This window comes from Pseudomonas sp. CFBP 8770, from assembly GCF_014841705.1.
Classification (GTDB): Bacteria; Pseudomonadota; Gammaproteobacteria; order Pseudomonadales; family Pseudomonadaceae; genus Aquipseudomonas.
The window spans coordinates 313,417-328,203 of record NZ_JACYUL010000002.1 but is presented as its reverse complement, the minus strand read 5'-3'; the positions used below and the strand labels follow the sequence as shown (position 1 = coordinate 328,203).

The following is a 14,787-nucleotide window of genomic DNA, read 5'->3' as shown; positions in this document are numbered from 1 at the left end:
AACTGAACGGGACAATGCCGCGATTGTACGCGCAGTTGCCGGGCGCGTGTAGACGGGTGCCGTCAGCGCGCGGATCAAGGGATCGATTGCAGCTCGGGCCAGACCGGTCGTGTGCCCTTGCGCTGGGCGAACAGGATGGCCCGGCACAGTTTGCACAGCCGCTGGTCACGAAAGATCAGCTTGTGCACTTCCAGCCAGCGCGGCTGGGCCGGGAGCAAGGTTCCACACAGGGTGCGGTCCACCGAACCACCCAGTTCCAGCTGACGTGCAGCCAGGTGCACACGACTTTCCTGGCAGGCGAACAGGTCCAGCTGATCGTCGGGTTCGATCAATTGATAGGCAAACAGGGACCAGGCGGGACGCGGCATCGGGGGCTCCAAACAGGGGGCGCCACATTAGCCGAAAGCCCGCGTCCAGAAAAGCGTCAAAGCAAGGGTTTGAGCGTCGGCCAGACGTTTTCCAGCAGTTTGCCCTGGGCGCTGGCCGTGGGGTGCACACCGTCGGCCTGCATCAATGTCGGTACCCCGCCGACCCCTTCAAGCAAAAACGGCACCAGCGCCACTTTTTTCTCTTCCGCCAGCGCGTGATAGACCTGAGCGAACGACTGGGTGTAACGCGCGCCGTAGTTGGGCGGCAACTGCATGCCCAGCAACAGGACCTCGGCGCCGGCCTTGCGGGAGAGCTCGATCATCGACGCAAGATTCTGTTGCAATTGCGTTACCGGCATACCGCGCAGGCCATCGTTGCCACCCAGTTCGAGCACGACCAGGTCCGGCTTGTGCGCTGCAAGCAGCGCGGGCAGCCGCGCCGAGCCGTTGGCCGAGGTATCGCCGGTGATCGAAGCGTTGACCACCTTGTCGCTGAAACCCTGCTGTTCCAGGCGCTGCTCGAGCAGCGCGACCCAGCCGGCACGGGTATCCAGGCCGAAAGCCGCGCTGATACTATCGCCAACGATCAGTACCGTACCTGCCGCTGCACTCTGGGCGGCCAACATCAGGCCCAGGCCAGCACTCATCAACCACATTCGCATCGGGACTCTCCATGGGCGCAAGCATTCTTACAGCGCGGAACCTTAGCAAAGTGGTCACCAGCGCGGAAGGTGAACTGACCATTCTGCACGAACTCTCGCTGGAATTGGCCAAAGGCGACAGCCTGGCCATCGTCGGCGCATCGGGTTCGGGCAAGTCTACCCTGCTCGGCCTGCTTGCCGGCCTCGACCTGCCCAGCGCGGGCAGCGTGACCCTGGCCGGCCAGGACCTGAGCACGCTGGACGAAGACCAGCGGGCCCGGGTACGGGCCGAACACGTCGGTTTCGTGTTCCAGTCGTTCCAACTGCTCGACAGTCTCGATGCTCTGGAGAACGTCATGCTGCCGCTGGAGCTCGACGGCCGCAAGGACGCCCGTGAACATGCGCGCACGTTGCTCGAACGGGTCGGCCTGGGCCAGCGTCTGACCCACTCGCCGCGCCAGCTCTCGGGCGGCGAACAACAGCGTGTCGCCATCGCCCGCGCATTCGCGGCCGAACCGGACGTGCTGTTCGCCGACGAACCTACCGGCAATCTCGACAGCCATACCGGCGAGCGCATCAGCGACCTGCTGTTCGAGCTCAACAAGGAACGCGGTACCACCTTGGTACTGGTCACCCACGACGAACGCCTGGCGCATCGCTGCCACCGCCTGATCCGTCTCGATGCCGGGCGCCTCGTTGCGCCCCTGGAGCCCTGATGGCAGGCCTGCCGATGTCGCGACTGGTGGCCCTCGCCGCCCGTCAGTTGTTGCGTGATGCGCGTTCCGGCGAGCTGCGCGTGCTGTTCTTCGCCTTGCTGGTGGCGGTTGCTGCCAGTACCGCAATCGGCTATTTCGGAGCACGCCTCAACGGCGCGATGCAGTTGCGCGCCACCGAGTTTCTCGGCGCCGACCTGATCCTGCAGGGCAGCAGCCCGGCGCGTCAGGAGCAGATAGATGCAGGCCTCAACGCTGGCCTGGATCATGCGCGGGTGGTGGAGTTCGCCAGCGTGATTGCCGCCGACAGTGGTATCCAGCTGTCCAGCGTCAAGGCGGTCGATGAGGCCTATCCCTTGCGCGGCGAGCTCAAGAGCGCAGCGCAGCCGTATGGCGAGGAAACCGCCGGGGATGGGCCCAGGCCTGGCGAGGCCTGGGCCGAGTCACGGCTGCTGGCCGCGCTGAACCTGAAAGTGGGTGATACCCTTGATGTGGGCAGCAAGACCTTGCGCCTGGCGCGGGTGCTGACTTACGAGCCGGACCGTGCCGGCAATTTCTACAGCCTCACGCCTCGGGTGATGATCAACCTGCAGGACCTGGCCGCGACCAACGTGGTGCAACCGGGCAGCCGGGTGACCTACCGCGAACTCTGGCGCGGCGCGCCCGAACGGTTGGCCGGTTATCAGAAGCAGCTGGAGCCGGGGCTCGAACCCAACCAGCGTCTGCGTGATGCCAGGGACAGCAACCAGCAGATCGGCGGCGCCCTGGGCAAGGCCGAGCGCTACCTGAACATGGCGAGCCTGGTGGCGGTGCTGTTGGCTGGCGTGGCGGTAGCCATGTCGGCCAGCCGCTTCGCCGCGCGACGTTTCGATGCCAGCGCCCTGCTGCGCTGCCTTGGCCTGTCGCGGCGCGAAGTGATGCTGATGTTCTGCGTGCAGCTGGCCCTGCTGGGTCTGCTGGCGTGCCTGAGCGGCGCGCTGATCGGCTGGCTGGCGCAGCTGGTGCTGTTCCAGATGCTGCACGGGCTGCTGCCAGCCGTGGTACCGGCCGGAGGGCTGTTTCCGGCGCTGGCGGGCATCGGCACCGGGCTGGTGGCGCTGGCCGGTTTCGCCCTGCCGCCCCTGGCGGCCTTGGGCGCGGTGCCGCCCTTGCGCGTACTGCGTCGTGATTTGCTGCCCGTGCCGCCAAGCACCTGGCTGGTGTATGGCACTGCGCTGCTGGCGCTGGGCTTGATCATGTGGCGGTTGAGCCTGGACCTGGTGCTGACGTTCGCCCTGCTCGCCGGCGGCCTGTTGGCGGCGCTGATCCTGGGTGGCCTGTTGTTGCTGGGTTTGAAAAGCCTGCGCCGCTTGCTGGCACGTTCACCCCTACCGTGGCGCCTGGGGCTCGGGCAACTGCTGCGCCATCCCCTGGCGGCTGCCGGGCAGGCCTTGGCCTTTGGCCTGATCCTGCTTGCAATGACACTGATCGCACTGCTGCGCGGCGAGCTGCTGGACAACTGGCAGAACCAGCTACCCAAGGACGCGCCAAATTATTTCGCCCTGAACATCCTGCCGGACGAGCGCGATGCCTTCGCTGGCCACCTGCAGCAGGCTGGCGCCCGCTCGGCGCCGTTGTACCCGGTCATGCCCGGCCGTCTGGTCGACATCAACGATGCGCCGGTGCAGGAGTTGGTCGAGAAGGACTCACGCGGTGAGCGCGCGGTGCAGCGAGACCTGAGCCTGACCTGGTCCGAGCACCTGCCCAATGGCAACCGGATCACCGCCGGGCAATGGTGGAACGCCGCCCAGCGCGCTGACGTACCGGGTGTATCGGTCGAAGAAGGGGTGGCGCAAAGCCTGAATCTCAAGCTTGGCGACCGTCTGACGTTCAATATCGGCGGCTCCAATCGCGATGCCGTGGTGACCAGCCTGCGCACGGTGGACTGGAACAACTTCCAGCCCAACTTCTTCATGATCTTCCAGCCCGGCACGTTCGACGACCTGCCAACCACCTACCTGACCAGTTTCTATATTGCGCCCGGCCATGATTCACAGGTGGTCGAACTGTCCAGAGCCTTCCCGGCGGCCACCATTCTGGGGGTCGAGGCGCTGCTGGAACAGCTGCGCAGCATCCTTGCCCAGGTCACCCTGGCGGTGGAGTACGTGTTGCTGTTCGTGCTGGCAGCAGGCATGGCGGTGTTGTTTTCCGGGCTGCAGGCCACGCTCGACGAGCGCATCCGCCAAGGCGCACTGCTTCGTGCGCTGGGTGCCGAACGCAAGCTGCTGGTCAAGGCGCGGCGCATCGAGTTCGGACTGCTGGGCGCCGCCAGTGGGGTGCTGGCGGCGTTGGGCAGCGAATTGATCAGCTTCGTGCTGTATCGCTACGCCTTCGATCTGGTCTGGACGCCGCACCCATGGCTGCTCTGCCTGCCGCTGATCGGCGCGCTGCTGGTGGGTGGGGCCGGGGTGTTCGGCACTCGTCGGGCCCTCAACGCAAGCCCGTTGCAGGTGCTCAGGGAAGGCTGAAACGCCGCGGGCGACTCAGCGCAGGGTGATGAGCCCCTGCCGGGCGATGCGCACGGCATGGGCAATCACTTCGTGGGCGTCTCGGGCCGACGGTGCCTGAATCACGGCCAGTTCGAAGCTGTTGTCGGGCAGGCTCTTCAAGGCGCTGTGCTGGTCGATGAAACGCGCCACGAACGCGCCGGGCTTGCCACGGCGATGCGGCCAGCCATCGAGGCTGCGCAGCAGGTTCGGCTGATGCTGGCCAACCAGCAGAATACGGGGATTGCGCAGGGATGGGCTGGCCGGGATCGGCGCGAGGCAAACGATGGGACGGGGACAGTTCATGATGGTGTTCTCAGCCTCGACCGCTTCATGTGGGAGAGCTGGGCAGCGGTGGGAGGCATCACCGAACCAGCGCTTTAGCGGTATTTCGAGGGCTCGTGAAAACCCCCAGGCGCCCCGCAAGTAGCTGTCTAAATCGGCGCATGAGCGGTAATCCTAGTGAACGGGCGAGGCGCGTGTCAACAACCCTGCTTCAGGTTTACCAGGCTAGCAGCGCAAGCGGCCGCAGCGTTCGAAGCTCATGCGAGGATCATTACGTACGTGTAGCGAAAGGCAGGTACTGGTAGGCAACACGGTCGAGGTACTCAAACAGACTCAATGTCTACGATTGCAAGCTTTGTGCATGTTAGCCTCGACTCTCGAACGACTGAGCAGCACCCGCCCAAGATGCAGAGGTCAAATGACAGTGCTGCAGAGGTAAGCAGCCCTAACCCGACTGGAGCCAGTAGTGCCCACTAATATCATTACCCGTGCAGGTCACACTGCGTTAAAGGCAGAACTGGATCATCTCTGGCACACCTACCGTCCCGAAATTACCCAGAAGGTCGCCTGGGCAGCGTCTCTTGGTGATCGAAGCGAAAATGCCGATTATCAATACAACAAGAAACTGCTTCGAGAAATCGACCGTCGAATCAGATACCTTCGCAAGCGCTTGGAAGATGTGCGCGTTGTGGATTACGCCCGCGAACAGGAAGGCAGAGTATTCTTCGGCGCCTGGGTAGAGATCGACAATGACATCGGTGACAGCAAACTATTCCGCATCGTGGGTTACGATGAAATCTATGGGCGAAATGACTATATTTCTATCGACTCTCCCATGGCTCGCGCCCTTTTAAAAAAAGAAGAAGGCGACGAGGTTGTGGTACAGACGCCGACAGGCGAGGCCATATGGTTTATTGCGCGTATAACGTACGAGGAGCAAGCTTCTGCCGAATCTTGAGTGCCGATGCTCATGCGTGATCCACGCCCTGTAAATGCGTCCTGAACGCCTGTGCTGGATGGTTTGAAGGCGAGGTTCATGTGGATCTGGCGATTCGCTAATCCGTGAGTTCCTGATGAGCCTTGAATTGGTTCCAGACCTCGTCCTCGAACCGACTCATTGACACGATATTCTCCTGTGAAAGCACGATCGTGAACCCGATCGCTTTCCCTCTGAGCTGCATCTCTTCGACGACAGCCGAGTAGTCAGTGGTGTAGCTGACCTTGAGGGTATCCTTGTTCCTGTAGCCGCTCATGGTGGGGACGATTTGAAAGTCATCATCCATGCCGCCGGCCTCATGCAGATCGCCGATATCCGAGACACGGCCCACATACACTTTACGATCACTCATCGAGAACATGTACAGGTTACTTCGGTCCCTCATCGACTCCATGAGTTGCCGAGTCAGCGGGCGCGTAGGCACCTTGGACGCAAGAATCAGTCCCTTGATGGAAGCAGCCGAGGCTCTGTAGCGCGCCATCAGTAGCACAGTGAACAATCGGGGTAAAAGCCATGCCAACAGAAGCGATAGCACGGAAGCTTGCGCAAGAAAAACCCACATCAATGCACTTCTGGCGTCGATGATTTCGTTGTGGGTCAAAAAGGCTTTTGCATGCATCGTGTAATCGCTGAATTCAGCGAATCGACCCAGAAAAGGCATGAGCGCACCGTGCTTGCTCGCGTACATCAGAACGAGGCTTGCCAGGCAAGCGAAGGAGAAGATGAGGACGCCGGTTTTTGCAATGAGCATGTACAACAACTGCCCATCGTAGCGACTCATGGTGGCTTGTCGGTAGGTACTTGCGTTGCAATACAGGTATCCGCTGACCAGAATAGGCAGGATAAGAAGCAGGCCCATCAGCCACGAGCCACGATTTTCTTGGCTCTCTTGCTGGCTTCGATGAAACACTCGTTCATCAGGATTTCCTGCGAGTCGATCGACATGCCACCGCGATCGCTGACGCGCAACGTCCGAAGCTCACGCAGTGAATCGAGTATCTCTTTCTCTCGTTTACTGGTTTTGAAAAGAAGCCCAAGCATGAACACTCTCCAGGATGGCTGATGCAAGGCTGCATAGGTACAGCAGCATGATACTCAACTTGGGCCAAATCCTATCATAACGGCACAGTGCTCGACCCTTATGGCTCAACTTCCCTGCGTCTCGACCGTGACGGCATGTAACTGGCAGAACTGGGCTGCAGACTCAGCAAAGCCCCGTTTCCCGTGTCTGGAATGAGACTAGACACCCGGAAGATATTACTGGCCGCCAAGCCCGGCTACCGTGGTCTGGACTTAGCGAGCAGACGCCAGCTTGCGGGCGCCGGGCTCCAGTGAGTCGCGTTCGCGAGCGAATGCCAGGTAGTACTTGTTCACACTGTTGACGTAGCTCACCGAGGCCATGCCCATCTGCTCCATGGCGATGCGTTCGGTCTGGAAAAACCATTGATCGGGGTTGAGGCCGCGGCGGCGCGCCTCCTTGCGCATTGCCTGCACCCGTTCGGGGCCCATGTTGTATGCGGCCAGGGTGAAAGCCATGCGTTCACGTTCGTTGAGCTTGTTGCTGGAGAAGAACTTGCGGCGGATCATTGCCAGGTATTTGGCCCCGGCCTGCACGTTGTTGTCGAGGTTCTGGATGTTGCCCACGCCCACCCGCCGCGCCGCCGAGGGGGTGATCTGCAGCAGGCCGGTCGCGCCGCCACCACCGCGGGCGGCCGGATCGAGCTTGGACTCCTTGAAGGCCAGCGCTGCAAGGTTGAGCCAGTCCATGTGCTGTTCGCGGGCGTGCCGCTGGAGTACCGGGCGCAGCGTTTCGAGGCGCTGGCGGTCGCTGCGGGCCAGCGGATAGTGAACCTTGTACAGGCCGCGATAGACCTTGACGAAGGCGGCGTCCTGATCGCGCGGCGCCTTGTACGAGGCCAGGAAGCGATCGACGCTGGCGCCCAGCTGCGGTGCGTCGCGGCGCACGTACCAGTTGACCGAACCCGGCGCGCTGAGCACCACACGACGGTCCACGCGCAGCCGCGGCATGACCTTGGCCCAGCGTTCGGCGATGGGCAGTTCGACCACGGTCAGCGGGTAGATCCCGGCCTGAACCATCTCCAGTACGTCTTCGGCGGCCAGACTTGGGTCGACCCATTCGATGTCGATGGGCGCCAGCTTGCGCAATGCCAGTTTCTGGTTCCAGCGTTCGACAGCGGCGCCCGCTGCGCTGCCGTTGGGCAGGGCCAGGGTCTTGCCGGCCAATTGTTCGGCGCGTACGTAACGCCGCCCGCCCTTGCTGCCGACCAGCACGAAGGGGACATTGGCGACCACCGCTTCGCTGGCAGCAATCTTGCTGGCGGGATGCGACCCCATCAACTCGCCAGGCGCGACCAGGTCGCCTTCGCCGCGCTGCAGGGCGCCGAGCAGTTGCTCCTTGGCGCGCGGGATGATCTTGAGCTGCAGCGCCTGGCCTTTGCCGGCGTGAGCATTGAGATAACTTTGAAACGCCTGCAGGCGGTGATACTCGACGCCGATGGCTTGGCCGCGAACCTGACCCGAGCTGTTGCGGCTCTGGTTGACCAGCACGCGCAATACCTTGCTCGACTGGATCTGCGCCAGGTCGCGGACCTTTGCCGGGTGCGCCGCCAGCGGTGGCCCGGCCGGACGAGCGGCCGCCGCCGAGGGCAGCCCAAGGGCCAGGCACAGCATGACAATCAGTGATCTAAGGCCCATGGTTCCCCGGCAATGTCCTGAGCAGCCCCTTAAGGACCGCCATAACCTTTTGAAGTTCTTGGCTTTCTTGCCAATCGCCAAGCTCTGGTATGCTTTTCGCCTCCTGCTTCGAGGTAGCACCATGCAACTCATCGATATCGGCGTCAACCTTACCAACGACAGCTTCGCGCAAAAGCACGAGGCCGTTCTGCAGAGGGCCTACGAGGCGGGCATCTGTCAGTTGGTGCTCACCGGGACCAGCGTCGAGGGCAGCGAACAGGCGCTGCAACTGTGCCAGCGGTGGGATGAGTCGGGCGAGCGGCTGTTCAGTACTGCGGGCATTCATCCACACAGCTCCAGCGAATGGAACGGCGACAGCGCCGCACGTCTGCGCGACCTGCTGCGCCTGCCGCAGGTGAAGGCCGTGGGTGAATGCGGCCTGGATTTCAATCGGGATTTCTCGCCGCGTCCGCAGCAGGAAAAGGTGCTGCAGGAACATCTGGCCCTGGCCGTGGAGTTGCAGCTGCCGGTATTCCTCCACGAGCGCGACGCCCACCAGCGCCTGCTGGACATTCTCAAGGATTACCGTGACCACCTGCCGGCCGCCGTGGTGCACTGCTTTACCGGCGAGCGCCAGGCGCTGTTCGGTTATCTGGACCTGGACCTGCACATCGGTATCACCGGCTGGATCTGCGACGAGCGTCGCGGCACCCATCTGCATCCGCTGGTGGGCAGCATTCCTGCCGCGCGGTTGATGCTCGAAAGCGATGCGCCGTACCTGCTGCCGCGCACCTTGCGCCCCAAGCCCAAGAGCGGCCGCAACGAGCCGGCCTTCCTCACTGAAGTCCTGCGCGAAGTGGCACTGCATCGCGGCGAAAGCCTGGCTGATCTGGCGCGGACCTCGACAGCCTGCGCTCGGGCGTTTTTCGGTCTGCCGGAAATCCGCAGCGCGCTCTATGACGACGATAGCGAAGCTTGATTCGCGGCCAATGCGAGGGCTGACTATTATCGTTCTCAACTGATCCGGACCAGGACAGTGCTGAACAATTCGCCGGTGGCATGACTCTACAGGTCATGCCATACAGAAATGGCTCACGCAGAAACGTCTTGTTGATCCAGGTCCTGTTGCACCGTACCCAAGGAGCATTGAGCCATGAACGACACCACCGCATTGAAAATCGTCAACGACCCAAACAACGGTCTGCGCGTTTCGCGCGCCATTGCGCTGCCGTTGCTGGCCCTTTCCGCCTTGATGCTTGTCGATGCAGCAGCCTGCGCCAGCGTTGGCGAAGCCGCCATCGGCGTGATTGGCCTGATCGCCGCCTTCGCTCTGGGGCGTGGCCAGCGTGAGCCCAGCCAGGCTGAAGTCAGCCAAAAACTGTCACCGTCTGCCGGCTGATTGCCAACAGCTCGCCCTCGGGGTTCCACATGGCCGCGGAAGTGTGTCCATAGCCATCGCGGGCATGCTCGATCAGGGCCTGGTAGCGACACCAGTCGCCGCTGCGCATTGCAGGCATCGGTTGAATGAACTCAATGGTCCAGGTCAGGCTGCTGCCGGGTGCCGGCTTGTTCAGATAGGGCAGTAGCGCAGGCGGCCAGGCGTCGCCCAATACCAGCAACAAGGCTTCGGTGATCGGCTCATCCTGCTCATGCTCCCGCAGCTGCATCCATCCGCCGATACCGGCGACCGGCGTATTGCTGAACGGCAGCGCGCCGATTCCCCAACGCATGTCCAGATGGCGAATGTACTCCGGCGTAACCCCAGGCAGGTAGGGCAGCGCGGTGGATTGCTCCAACGTTTTCATGGCCGGCACCGGTACCGCACTGATGGTGATCGCCGATTCGCGCGGTAGACCGAAGCTGGCCTGGACCACGGTCATGGTGCGTCCGTTCTGCACCGCCCGCGCCAGTAACGACGTCACCGCACTGCCCTCGCGTAATATTTCTACCTGTAGATCCATGGGGACTTCCAGTTCGGCCGGACCCACGAAAGTGATCGCCATCGAACGCACCGGCCGGTCAGGGACGTGCGCCGCCATGGCCTCGTGCAGCAATGCGGCCATGAGGCCGCCGTAGCAGGCGCGACCCTGGCTCCATTCGCGGGGTACGGTAACGCTGTGGGGTGGACGTCGTGCGCTTGCCAGCAAGTCGCGAAGGTTCATGGGCCGGCCTTGGGGTGGTTGTCGATGGGCTTGATGGTAGACAGCTCGGCGCGAGCGCGCAGCTTTCATATCGGCCAATCTCCAGTTCAAGCGGTCGCCCAGACACGCTGCGCTACGAGGCTACACGCCCAGCCGTGCGCCCCAATTGCCTGCGCAAACGCGTCAGGGCAGTGTGCAGTTGCTCGCGCGAAACCGGTCGGCCGCCGTAGCGCTGGGCCATGAAGGCGTAGGCAAAGGTCAGAATGGCCTCGCTTTGCGCAGGCAAGTGAGCGGCAGCGCGCTCGGCGAACGCCATGGCGCCTTCGCCGGCCTGACGCACCAGGCCACGCCGGCGCAACAGGCGCTCGAAGGCAACGAACTCCTTGAGCTGCGGATCGACCCGGCGGCGCCATGGCTTGAGCAGCCAGACACTGGCCAACAGCATGAACAACAGCCCACCGATCGGCAGCGCCCAGCGTTGCAGCCCCTGAAACCAACGGGCGAGAAATTCGATCTGGCGCTCGCCCTGATACTCCAGCACCCAGCGCTGCCATCCGTAATTGAGGTTGTCCCATTGCAGGCGCAGGTCGTTGAGCCACGTCAAATGTGGGTAGCGCAGCGGAGAAAACGGTGAGCCGGCAAGAAATTCCTCATCGGCCGACAGCGCCTGCTGCAGGCCCTGCTCGACCCGCGCCGGGGCCACTGCTGCGGTGGGGTCGGCCCGCTGCCAGCCGGCGCCTGCCTGCCAGTACTCGACCCACGTGTGGGCTTCGAATTGACGTACGGTCAGGTAGTTGCCCGCCGGGTTGAGTTCGCCGCCTTGGTAGCCGGCCACCACCCGTGCGGGTACCCCCGCCACACGCAAGGCATAGACCATGGCCCCGGCGTAGTGGGCGCAGAAACCGCGGCGGCTGTCGAACAGGAATTCGTCGATACTGTTGCGGCCCAGCACTGGCGGATTGAGGGTGTAGTGAAAAGGCAGTTCGCGAAACTGCCGCAGCATTTCATCCACCAGAGCCTGAGGCGTAGCGAAGCGGCCACGCAGATCCTGCGCCCACTGGCGCGTGCGCGGATCGCCCTGGGGCGGCAGTTGCAACGCTGTGCGCAGCGCCGGGGGAGCCAGTTGGGACTCGCGAATCACCTGCGGCCAGGACGTCACCGCGTACATCAGTGGCTGGTCGACCGGGCGCCGCCGCTGCAGGCGTCCATCGCTCAACTGGCGCACGCCAGGCAACGCCGTGCGGGCCACGTCCAGGGCGAACAACCATGGCTTGCCGCTGGGCTGCTGGATGATCTGGTAATCCACAGACGGCCCCGTCGGCTGCCAATCCGCTGCCGGTTGGGTCTGGATCCACGGCGATTGGCTCCAGGTCCGGCCGTCGTAGACATCCAGGCTCAGCGCACGCCAATAGAGGTCGCGCTTGGCCGGTATGGCGCCATCGAAGCTGGCCCGAAAGGCCACCTCGCCGGACTGACTGAGACTGGCGACGTCGGCCGGGCTCATGCTCTCCGACAGGCCGGTCACGCCCTGCCCCGGCTTGGGCAGCGGCAGCGACCAGAGCGGTTCCAGCCGCGGAAGGAACACAAACAGCAACAGCATCAGCGGCAATGCCTGCAGCACCAGGCTGCCGGCCAGTTTCAGTGTGGCCATCGGGCGGGCGATCAGTGAGGTCTGTTGCAACCCGATCAAGGCAGCCAGCAAAGCCAGCAGTGGCAGGACGCTGTACAGCGCCCAACCCAGGCTGGCATCGAACAGATAGGCCACTGCCAGACAGAACAGACCGAGAAAAATCACCACGCGGGCGTCGCGCGCGGTCTGCATCTCCAGCAGCTTGAGCAGGAACGCGGCCACCAGCAGCGCGGCGGTGGCCTCCAGGCCCACCCAGGTGCCGCTGGACAGATAGACGCCGGCCGCCACCGCGAGCATCAGCGCTACCTTGATCAGCCGCCCCGGATAGCGCGCACGCATGCGAAACACCTGCACGCGCCACAGCGTGCAACCCAACCACAAGCCCAGCAGCCACAACGGCACGTGCCACCACAGCGGCACCAGTACCAGCGATTGTGCCAGCAGCAGCCAGGTCAGGCTGACGCGCGGAATGGCAGCGGGCGTACTCATGGCTGCTCTCCAAAAAGCGCCAACGCGCGCAGGCACGCTTCGCGGTGTGCATCGCCGCTGGCGGTGGCCAGCCGATTGCCGGGCAGCTGCAAGGCGAACGGCCGCTGTTCGCGGGACAAGGCCAGTACCCAATAGCAGAGGCGCGACAAGCGCTGTTCGACATCGCCGCCCAGAGCCACGAAGTCCAGGCACAGCTCCTGACCGCGCAGGTCGGCGAAGTCCTTGACCAGCAGCCCTTCACCGCGCGACCAGGCCTTCCAGTGCATGCGCCGCCAGGAGTCGCCAGGCTGGTATTGCTTGAGGCCCTGAAAATCATCCACGCCCTGGCCGTGCAGTCGCTGCGCCTGGTCTTCGATGTCGGCCGACTCGCTGTGCAACGTCGGCACCTCGCCTTGCAGGGGCTGGGGATACACCAGCACGCGCTGGCCCAGATCGACCCAGGTCCAGGCCATCAGCACGCCCAACGGAAAGCTGGTCTCCACGCGCATGCGCGGTGCTGCCAGCCAGCCGCGACGCTCGGTAGGCAGGCTCAATTCCAGCGCCTGCACGTGGTCGGGTGCGACGTCGCTGCGTTGCAGCTGCCGGGCATCCCAGCCAACGCCGATGGCCTGGTGATCCTTGCCGCCGCTTTCCAGGCGCAGACCGAAGCGCGCCTGCTCGCCGACGAATACCGAGGTGGCGCCATTGCCACTGACGAGCAGGCCGCTGAGGTTGCGGTAGGTGTGCAGAATGGCCACGACGAACACCGAGCCCAGCAGGAATACCAAGGCATAGGCCAGGCTGTTCTGGTAGTTGATCGCGGCGAGGAACATCAGCAGCAAGACGGCGATGAAGCCCATGCCGCTGCGGCTGGGGACGATGAAGATTCGCCGCTGGTCCAGCTCGATGCGCGGCGCCGCTGGCAGCCGGCGCACCTGCCAGCGGCGCCAGCGCTCGCCCAGCCTGCGCTTCACAGCGCAGGCACCTCCCGCAGCAACCACTGCACCAGCGCCCCGCCCCCTTGCCCGGCAGGGTCGGCGCGCTCGCGCAGGCGATGGCTGACCACCGACGGCAGCACGGCTTGCACGTCTTCGGGAATCACGTAGTCGCGGCCGATCAGCAACGCCCAGGCCTTGGCGGCAGCGAGCAGCGCCAGGCTGCCGCGCGGTGACAGCCCGTAGGCAAACTGGGGTTGGCTGCGGGTGGCTTCCACCAGGCGCAGTACGTAATCCACCAAGGCGTCGCTGGCGCGTACCGCACGCGCCTGGGCTTGCAGCGCGGCCAATTGCGCATGATCGAGCACCGCGTTCATGCGCGGCAGCAGGTCGCGTCGGGCTTCGCCCATCAACAGGGCTTTCTCTGCGGCCTTGGCCGGGTAGCCGAGCGACAGGCGCATGAGAAAGCGGTCCAGCTGCGATTCGGGCAGCGCGAACGTACCGCCCTGGGTCGTGGGGTTCTGCGTGGCGATGACGAAAAATGGCTGGGGCAGCGGCCGGGTGGCACCCTCGATGGTGACCTGGCCTTCTTCCATCGCTTCGAGCAAAGCACTCTGGCTTTTCGGGGTGGCGCGGTTGATTTCGTCCGCCAGCACCAGTTCGGCGAAGATTGGCCCGGGATGGAACACGAAGCGCCCGCTGTCCTTGTCGAACACCGAAGTGCCGAGGATATCGCTGGGCAACAGATCGGAAGTGAACTGGATACGCTGGAAACTCAGGCCCAGCACCTTGGCCAGGGTGTGGCTCAGGGTGGTCTTGCCCATGCCGGGCAGGTCCTCGATGAGCAGGTGACCGTCGGCGATCAGGCACGTCATCGCCAGGCGAACCTGGGTTTCCTTGCCCAGCAGGACTTCGTTGACCGCTTGCAGGCACTCTTCCAGTCGACTGCGCATGGCAGACACTCCTTGTCGATACTACGTCTGCAGAACGCGCCCGGCGCCTTGCGATGCTCTCGGGCGACTACCGTGCTTCAACGTCCGGCGCGTGACTCGCGAATGTAGAACCGCGCCTTCTCGGCCTTGCTGGTGCAACCTTCGAACGCTTCGAACTGCTGCTGGGTCTTGGCCCCGGTGAGCAGCGACAGCGCCTTGGAATAGCTGACGGTGCCGGCCAGGCCTTCGGCCTTGGCCAGATCGAGTTCATGCCAGGCACCATCGAGCTGGGTGGCGCAGCTGTCGCGGTAGGCGGTCTTGCCGGCACAACCACTCAAGGCCAGTGCCACCAGTGGCACACAGATCCAGGCTTTCATCGATGACACCTCGGGAAAAACATCAGGGTAATGCTGGGTCAGACGATGTGCCACCTGAAAAGTGCCGTTGCGTGGGTCCGT

The 14,787-nt window shown here is 63.6% G+C and carries 16 protein-coding genes; 5 read left to right on the top strand and 11 right to left on the bottom strand.

The window, feature by feature from the left end; all coding sequences use genetic code 11:
• Positions 1-74 precede the first annotated feature (74 nt).
• Both IFT98_RS06355 and IFT98_RS06350 read right to left on the bottom strand, forming a co-directional pair.
• On the bottom strand, positions 75-368 hold the full coding sequence (locus IFT98_RS06355; RefSeq protein WP_122476088.1) for a hypothetical protein: 294 nt from the start codon (positions 366-368) through the stop codon (positions 75-77).
• A gap of 56 nt (positions 369-424) precedes the next feature.
• Positions 425-1,030, bottom strand: a complete 606-nt coding sequence (locus IFT98_RS06350) for an arylesterase (RefSeq protein ID WP_192047796.1) — start codon at positions 1,028-1,030, stop codon at positions 425-427.
• An 11-nt stretch (positions 1,031-1,041) separates the two neighbouring features.
• Between IFT98_RS06350 and IFT98_RS06345 the strand changes: the two genes are divergently transcribed.
• Together IFT98_RS06345 and IFT98_RS06340 are read left to right on the top strand one after the other, a co-directional pair.
• Positions 1,042-1,725, top strand: coding sequence for an ABC transporter ATP-binding protein (locus tag IFT98_RS06345; RefSeq protein ID WP_122713795.1), 684 nt, complete (start codon positions 1,042-1,044; stop codon positions 1,723-1,725).
• Positions 1,725-4,229 (top strand): ABC transporter permease, encoded by a 2,505-nt coding sequence (locus IFT98_RS06340; protein ID WP_192047795.1) that lies wholly within the window; start codon positions 1,725-1,727, stop codon positions 4,227-4,229. Before IFT98_RS06345 ends, IFT98_RS06340 begins: the two co-directional genes overlap by 1 nt.
• A gap of 15 nt (positions 4,230-4,244) precedes the next feature.
• Here the strand turns inward: IFT98_RS06340 and IFT98_RS06335 are convergent, their stop codons facing one another.
• Positions 4,245-4,553, bottom strand: a complete 309-nt coding sequence (locus IFT98_RS06335; protein ID WP_192047794.1) for a class I SAM-dependent methyltransferase — start codon at positions 4,551-4,553, stop codon at positions 4,245-4,247.
• 445 nt (positions 4,554-4,998) lie between these two features.
• Here IFT98_RS06335 and greB point away from each other — a divergent pair, with 445 nt between their 5' ends.
• On the top strand, positions 4,999-5,490 hold the full coding sequence (gene greB, locus IFT98_RS06330; protein WP_192047793.1) for a transcription elongation factor GreB: 492 nt from the start codon (positions 4,999-5,001) through the stop codon (positions 5,488-5,490).
• 97 nt (positions 5,491-5,587) lie between these two features.
• Here greB and IFT98_RS06325 read toward each other — a convergent pair whose 3' ends face one another.
• The 3 genes from IFT98_RS06325 to IFT98_RS06315 form a co-directional block, all read right to left on the bottom strand.
• Positions 5,588-6,388, bottom strand: coding sequence for a hypothetical protein (locus IFT98_RS06325; RefSeq protein WP_122794901.1), 801 nt, complete (start codon positions 6,386-6,388; stop codon positions 5,588-5,590).
• On the bottom strand, positions 6,388-6,570 hold the full coding sequence (locus IFT98_RS06320) for a hypothetical protein (protein WP_122794902.1): 183 nt from the start codon (positions 6,568-6,570) through the stop codon (positions 6,388-6,390). Before IFT98_RS06320 ends, IFT98_RS06325 begins: the two co-directional genes overlap by 1 nt.
• Positions 6,571-6,822: 252 nt before the next feature.
• Positions 6,823-8,244, bottom strand: coding sequence for a transglycosylase SLT domain-containing protein (locus IFT98_RS06315; RefSeq protein WP_192047792.1), 1,422 nt, complete (start codon positions 8,242-8,244; stop codon positions 6,823-6,825).
• A 121-nt stretch (positions 8,245-8,365) separates the two neighbouring features.
• Here IFT98_RS06315 and IFT98_RS06310 point away from each other — a divergent pair, with 121 nt between their 5' ends.
• Complete coding sequence (locus tag IFT98_RS06310) at positions 8,366-9,202, top strand: TatD family hydrolase (RefSeq protein WP_192047791.1); 837 nt, start codon at positions 8,366-8,368, stop codon at positions 9,200-9,202.
• A 174-nt stretch (positions 9,203-9,376) separates the two neighbouring features.
• Positions 9,377-9,622: a hypothetical protein gene (locus tag IFT98_RS06305; RefSeq protein WP_122794904.1), complete on the top strand. Its 246-nt coding sequence runs from the start codon at positions 9,377-9,379 to the stop codon at positions 9,620-9,622.
• On the opposite strand, the gene IFT98_RS06300 is transcribed toward IFT98_RS06305, so the two are convergent.
• The 5 genes from IFT98_RS06300 to IFT98_RS06280 all read right to left on the bottom strand — a co-directional run bounded on the left by IFT98_RS06300 (position 9,591) and on the right by IFT98_RS06280 (position 14,706).
• Entirely contained in the window at positions 9,591-10,385 is a 795-nt protein-coding gene (locus tag IFT98_RS06300) for an acyl-CoA thioesterase (protein ID WP_192047790.1), read from the bottom strand. The two genes, IFT98_RS06305 and IFT98_RS06300, sit on opposite strands and share 32 nt — an antisense overlap.
• A gap of 112 nt (positions 10,386-10,497) precedes the next feature.
• Complete coding sequence (locus tag IFT98_RS06295; protein WP_192047789.1) at positions 10,498-12,483, bottom strand: transglutaminase family protein; 1,986 nt, start codon at positions 12,481-12,483, stop codon at positions 10,498-10,500.
• On the bottom strand, positions 12,480-13,463 hold the full coding sequence (locus tag IFT98_RS06290) for a DUF58 domain-containing protein (RefSeq protein WP_192047788.1): 984 nt from the start codon (positions 13,461-13,463) through the stop codon (positions 12,480-12,482). The genes IFT98_RS06295 and IFT98_RS06290 overlap by 4 nt, the downstream gene beginning before the upstream one ends.
• Positions 13,433-14,350 (bottom strand): AAA family ATPase, encoded by a 918-nt coding sequence (locus IFT98_RS06285; RefSeq protein WP_192047787.1) that lies wholly within the window; start codon positions 14,348-14,350, stop codon positions 13,433-13,435. Before IFT98_RS06285 ends, IFT98_RS06290 begins: the two co-directional genes overlap by 31 nt.
• Before the next feature lie 77 nt (positions 14,351-14,427).
• Positions 14,428-14,706: a hypothetical protein gene (locus IFT98_RS06280; protein ID WP_122476107.1), complete on the bottom strand. Its 279-nt coding sequence runs from the start codon at positions 14,704-14,706 to the stop codon at positions 14,428-14,430.
• Positions 14,707-14,787 lie beyond the last annotated feature (81 nt).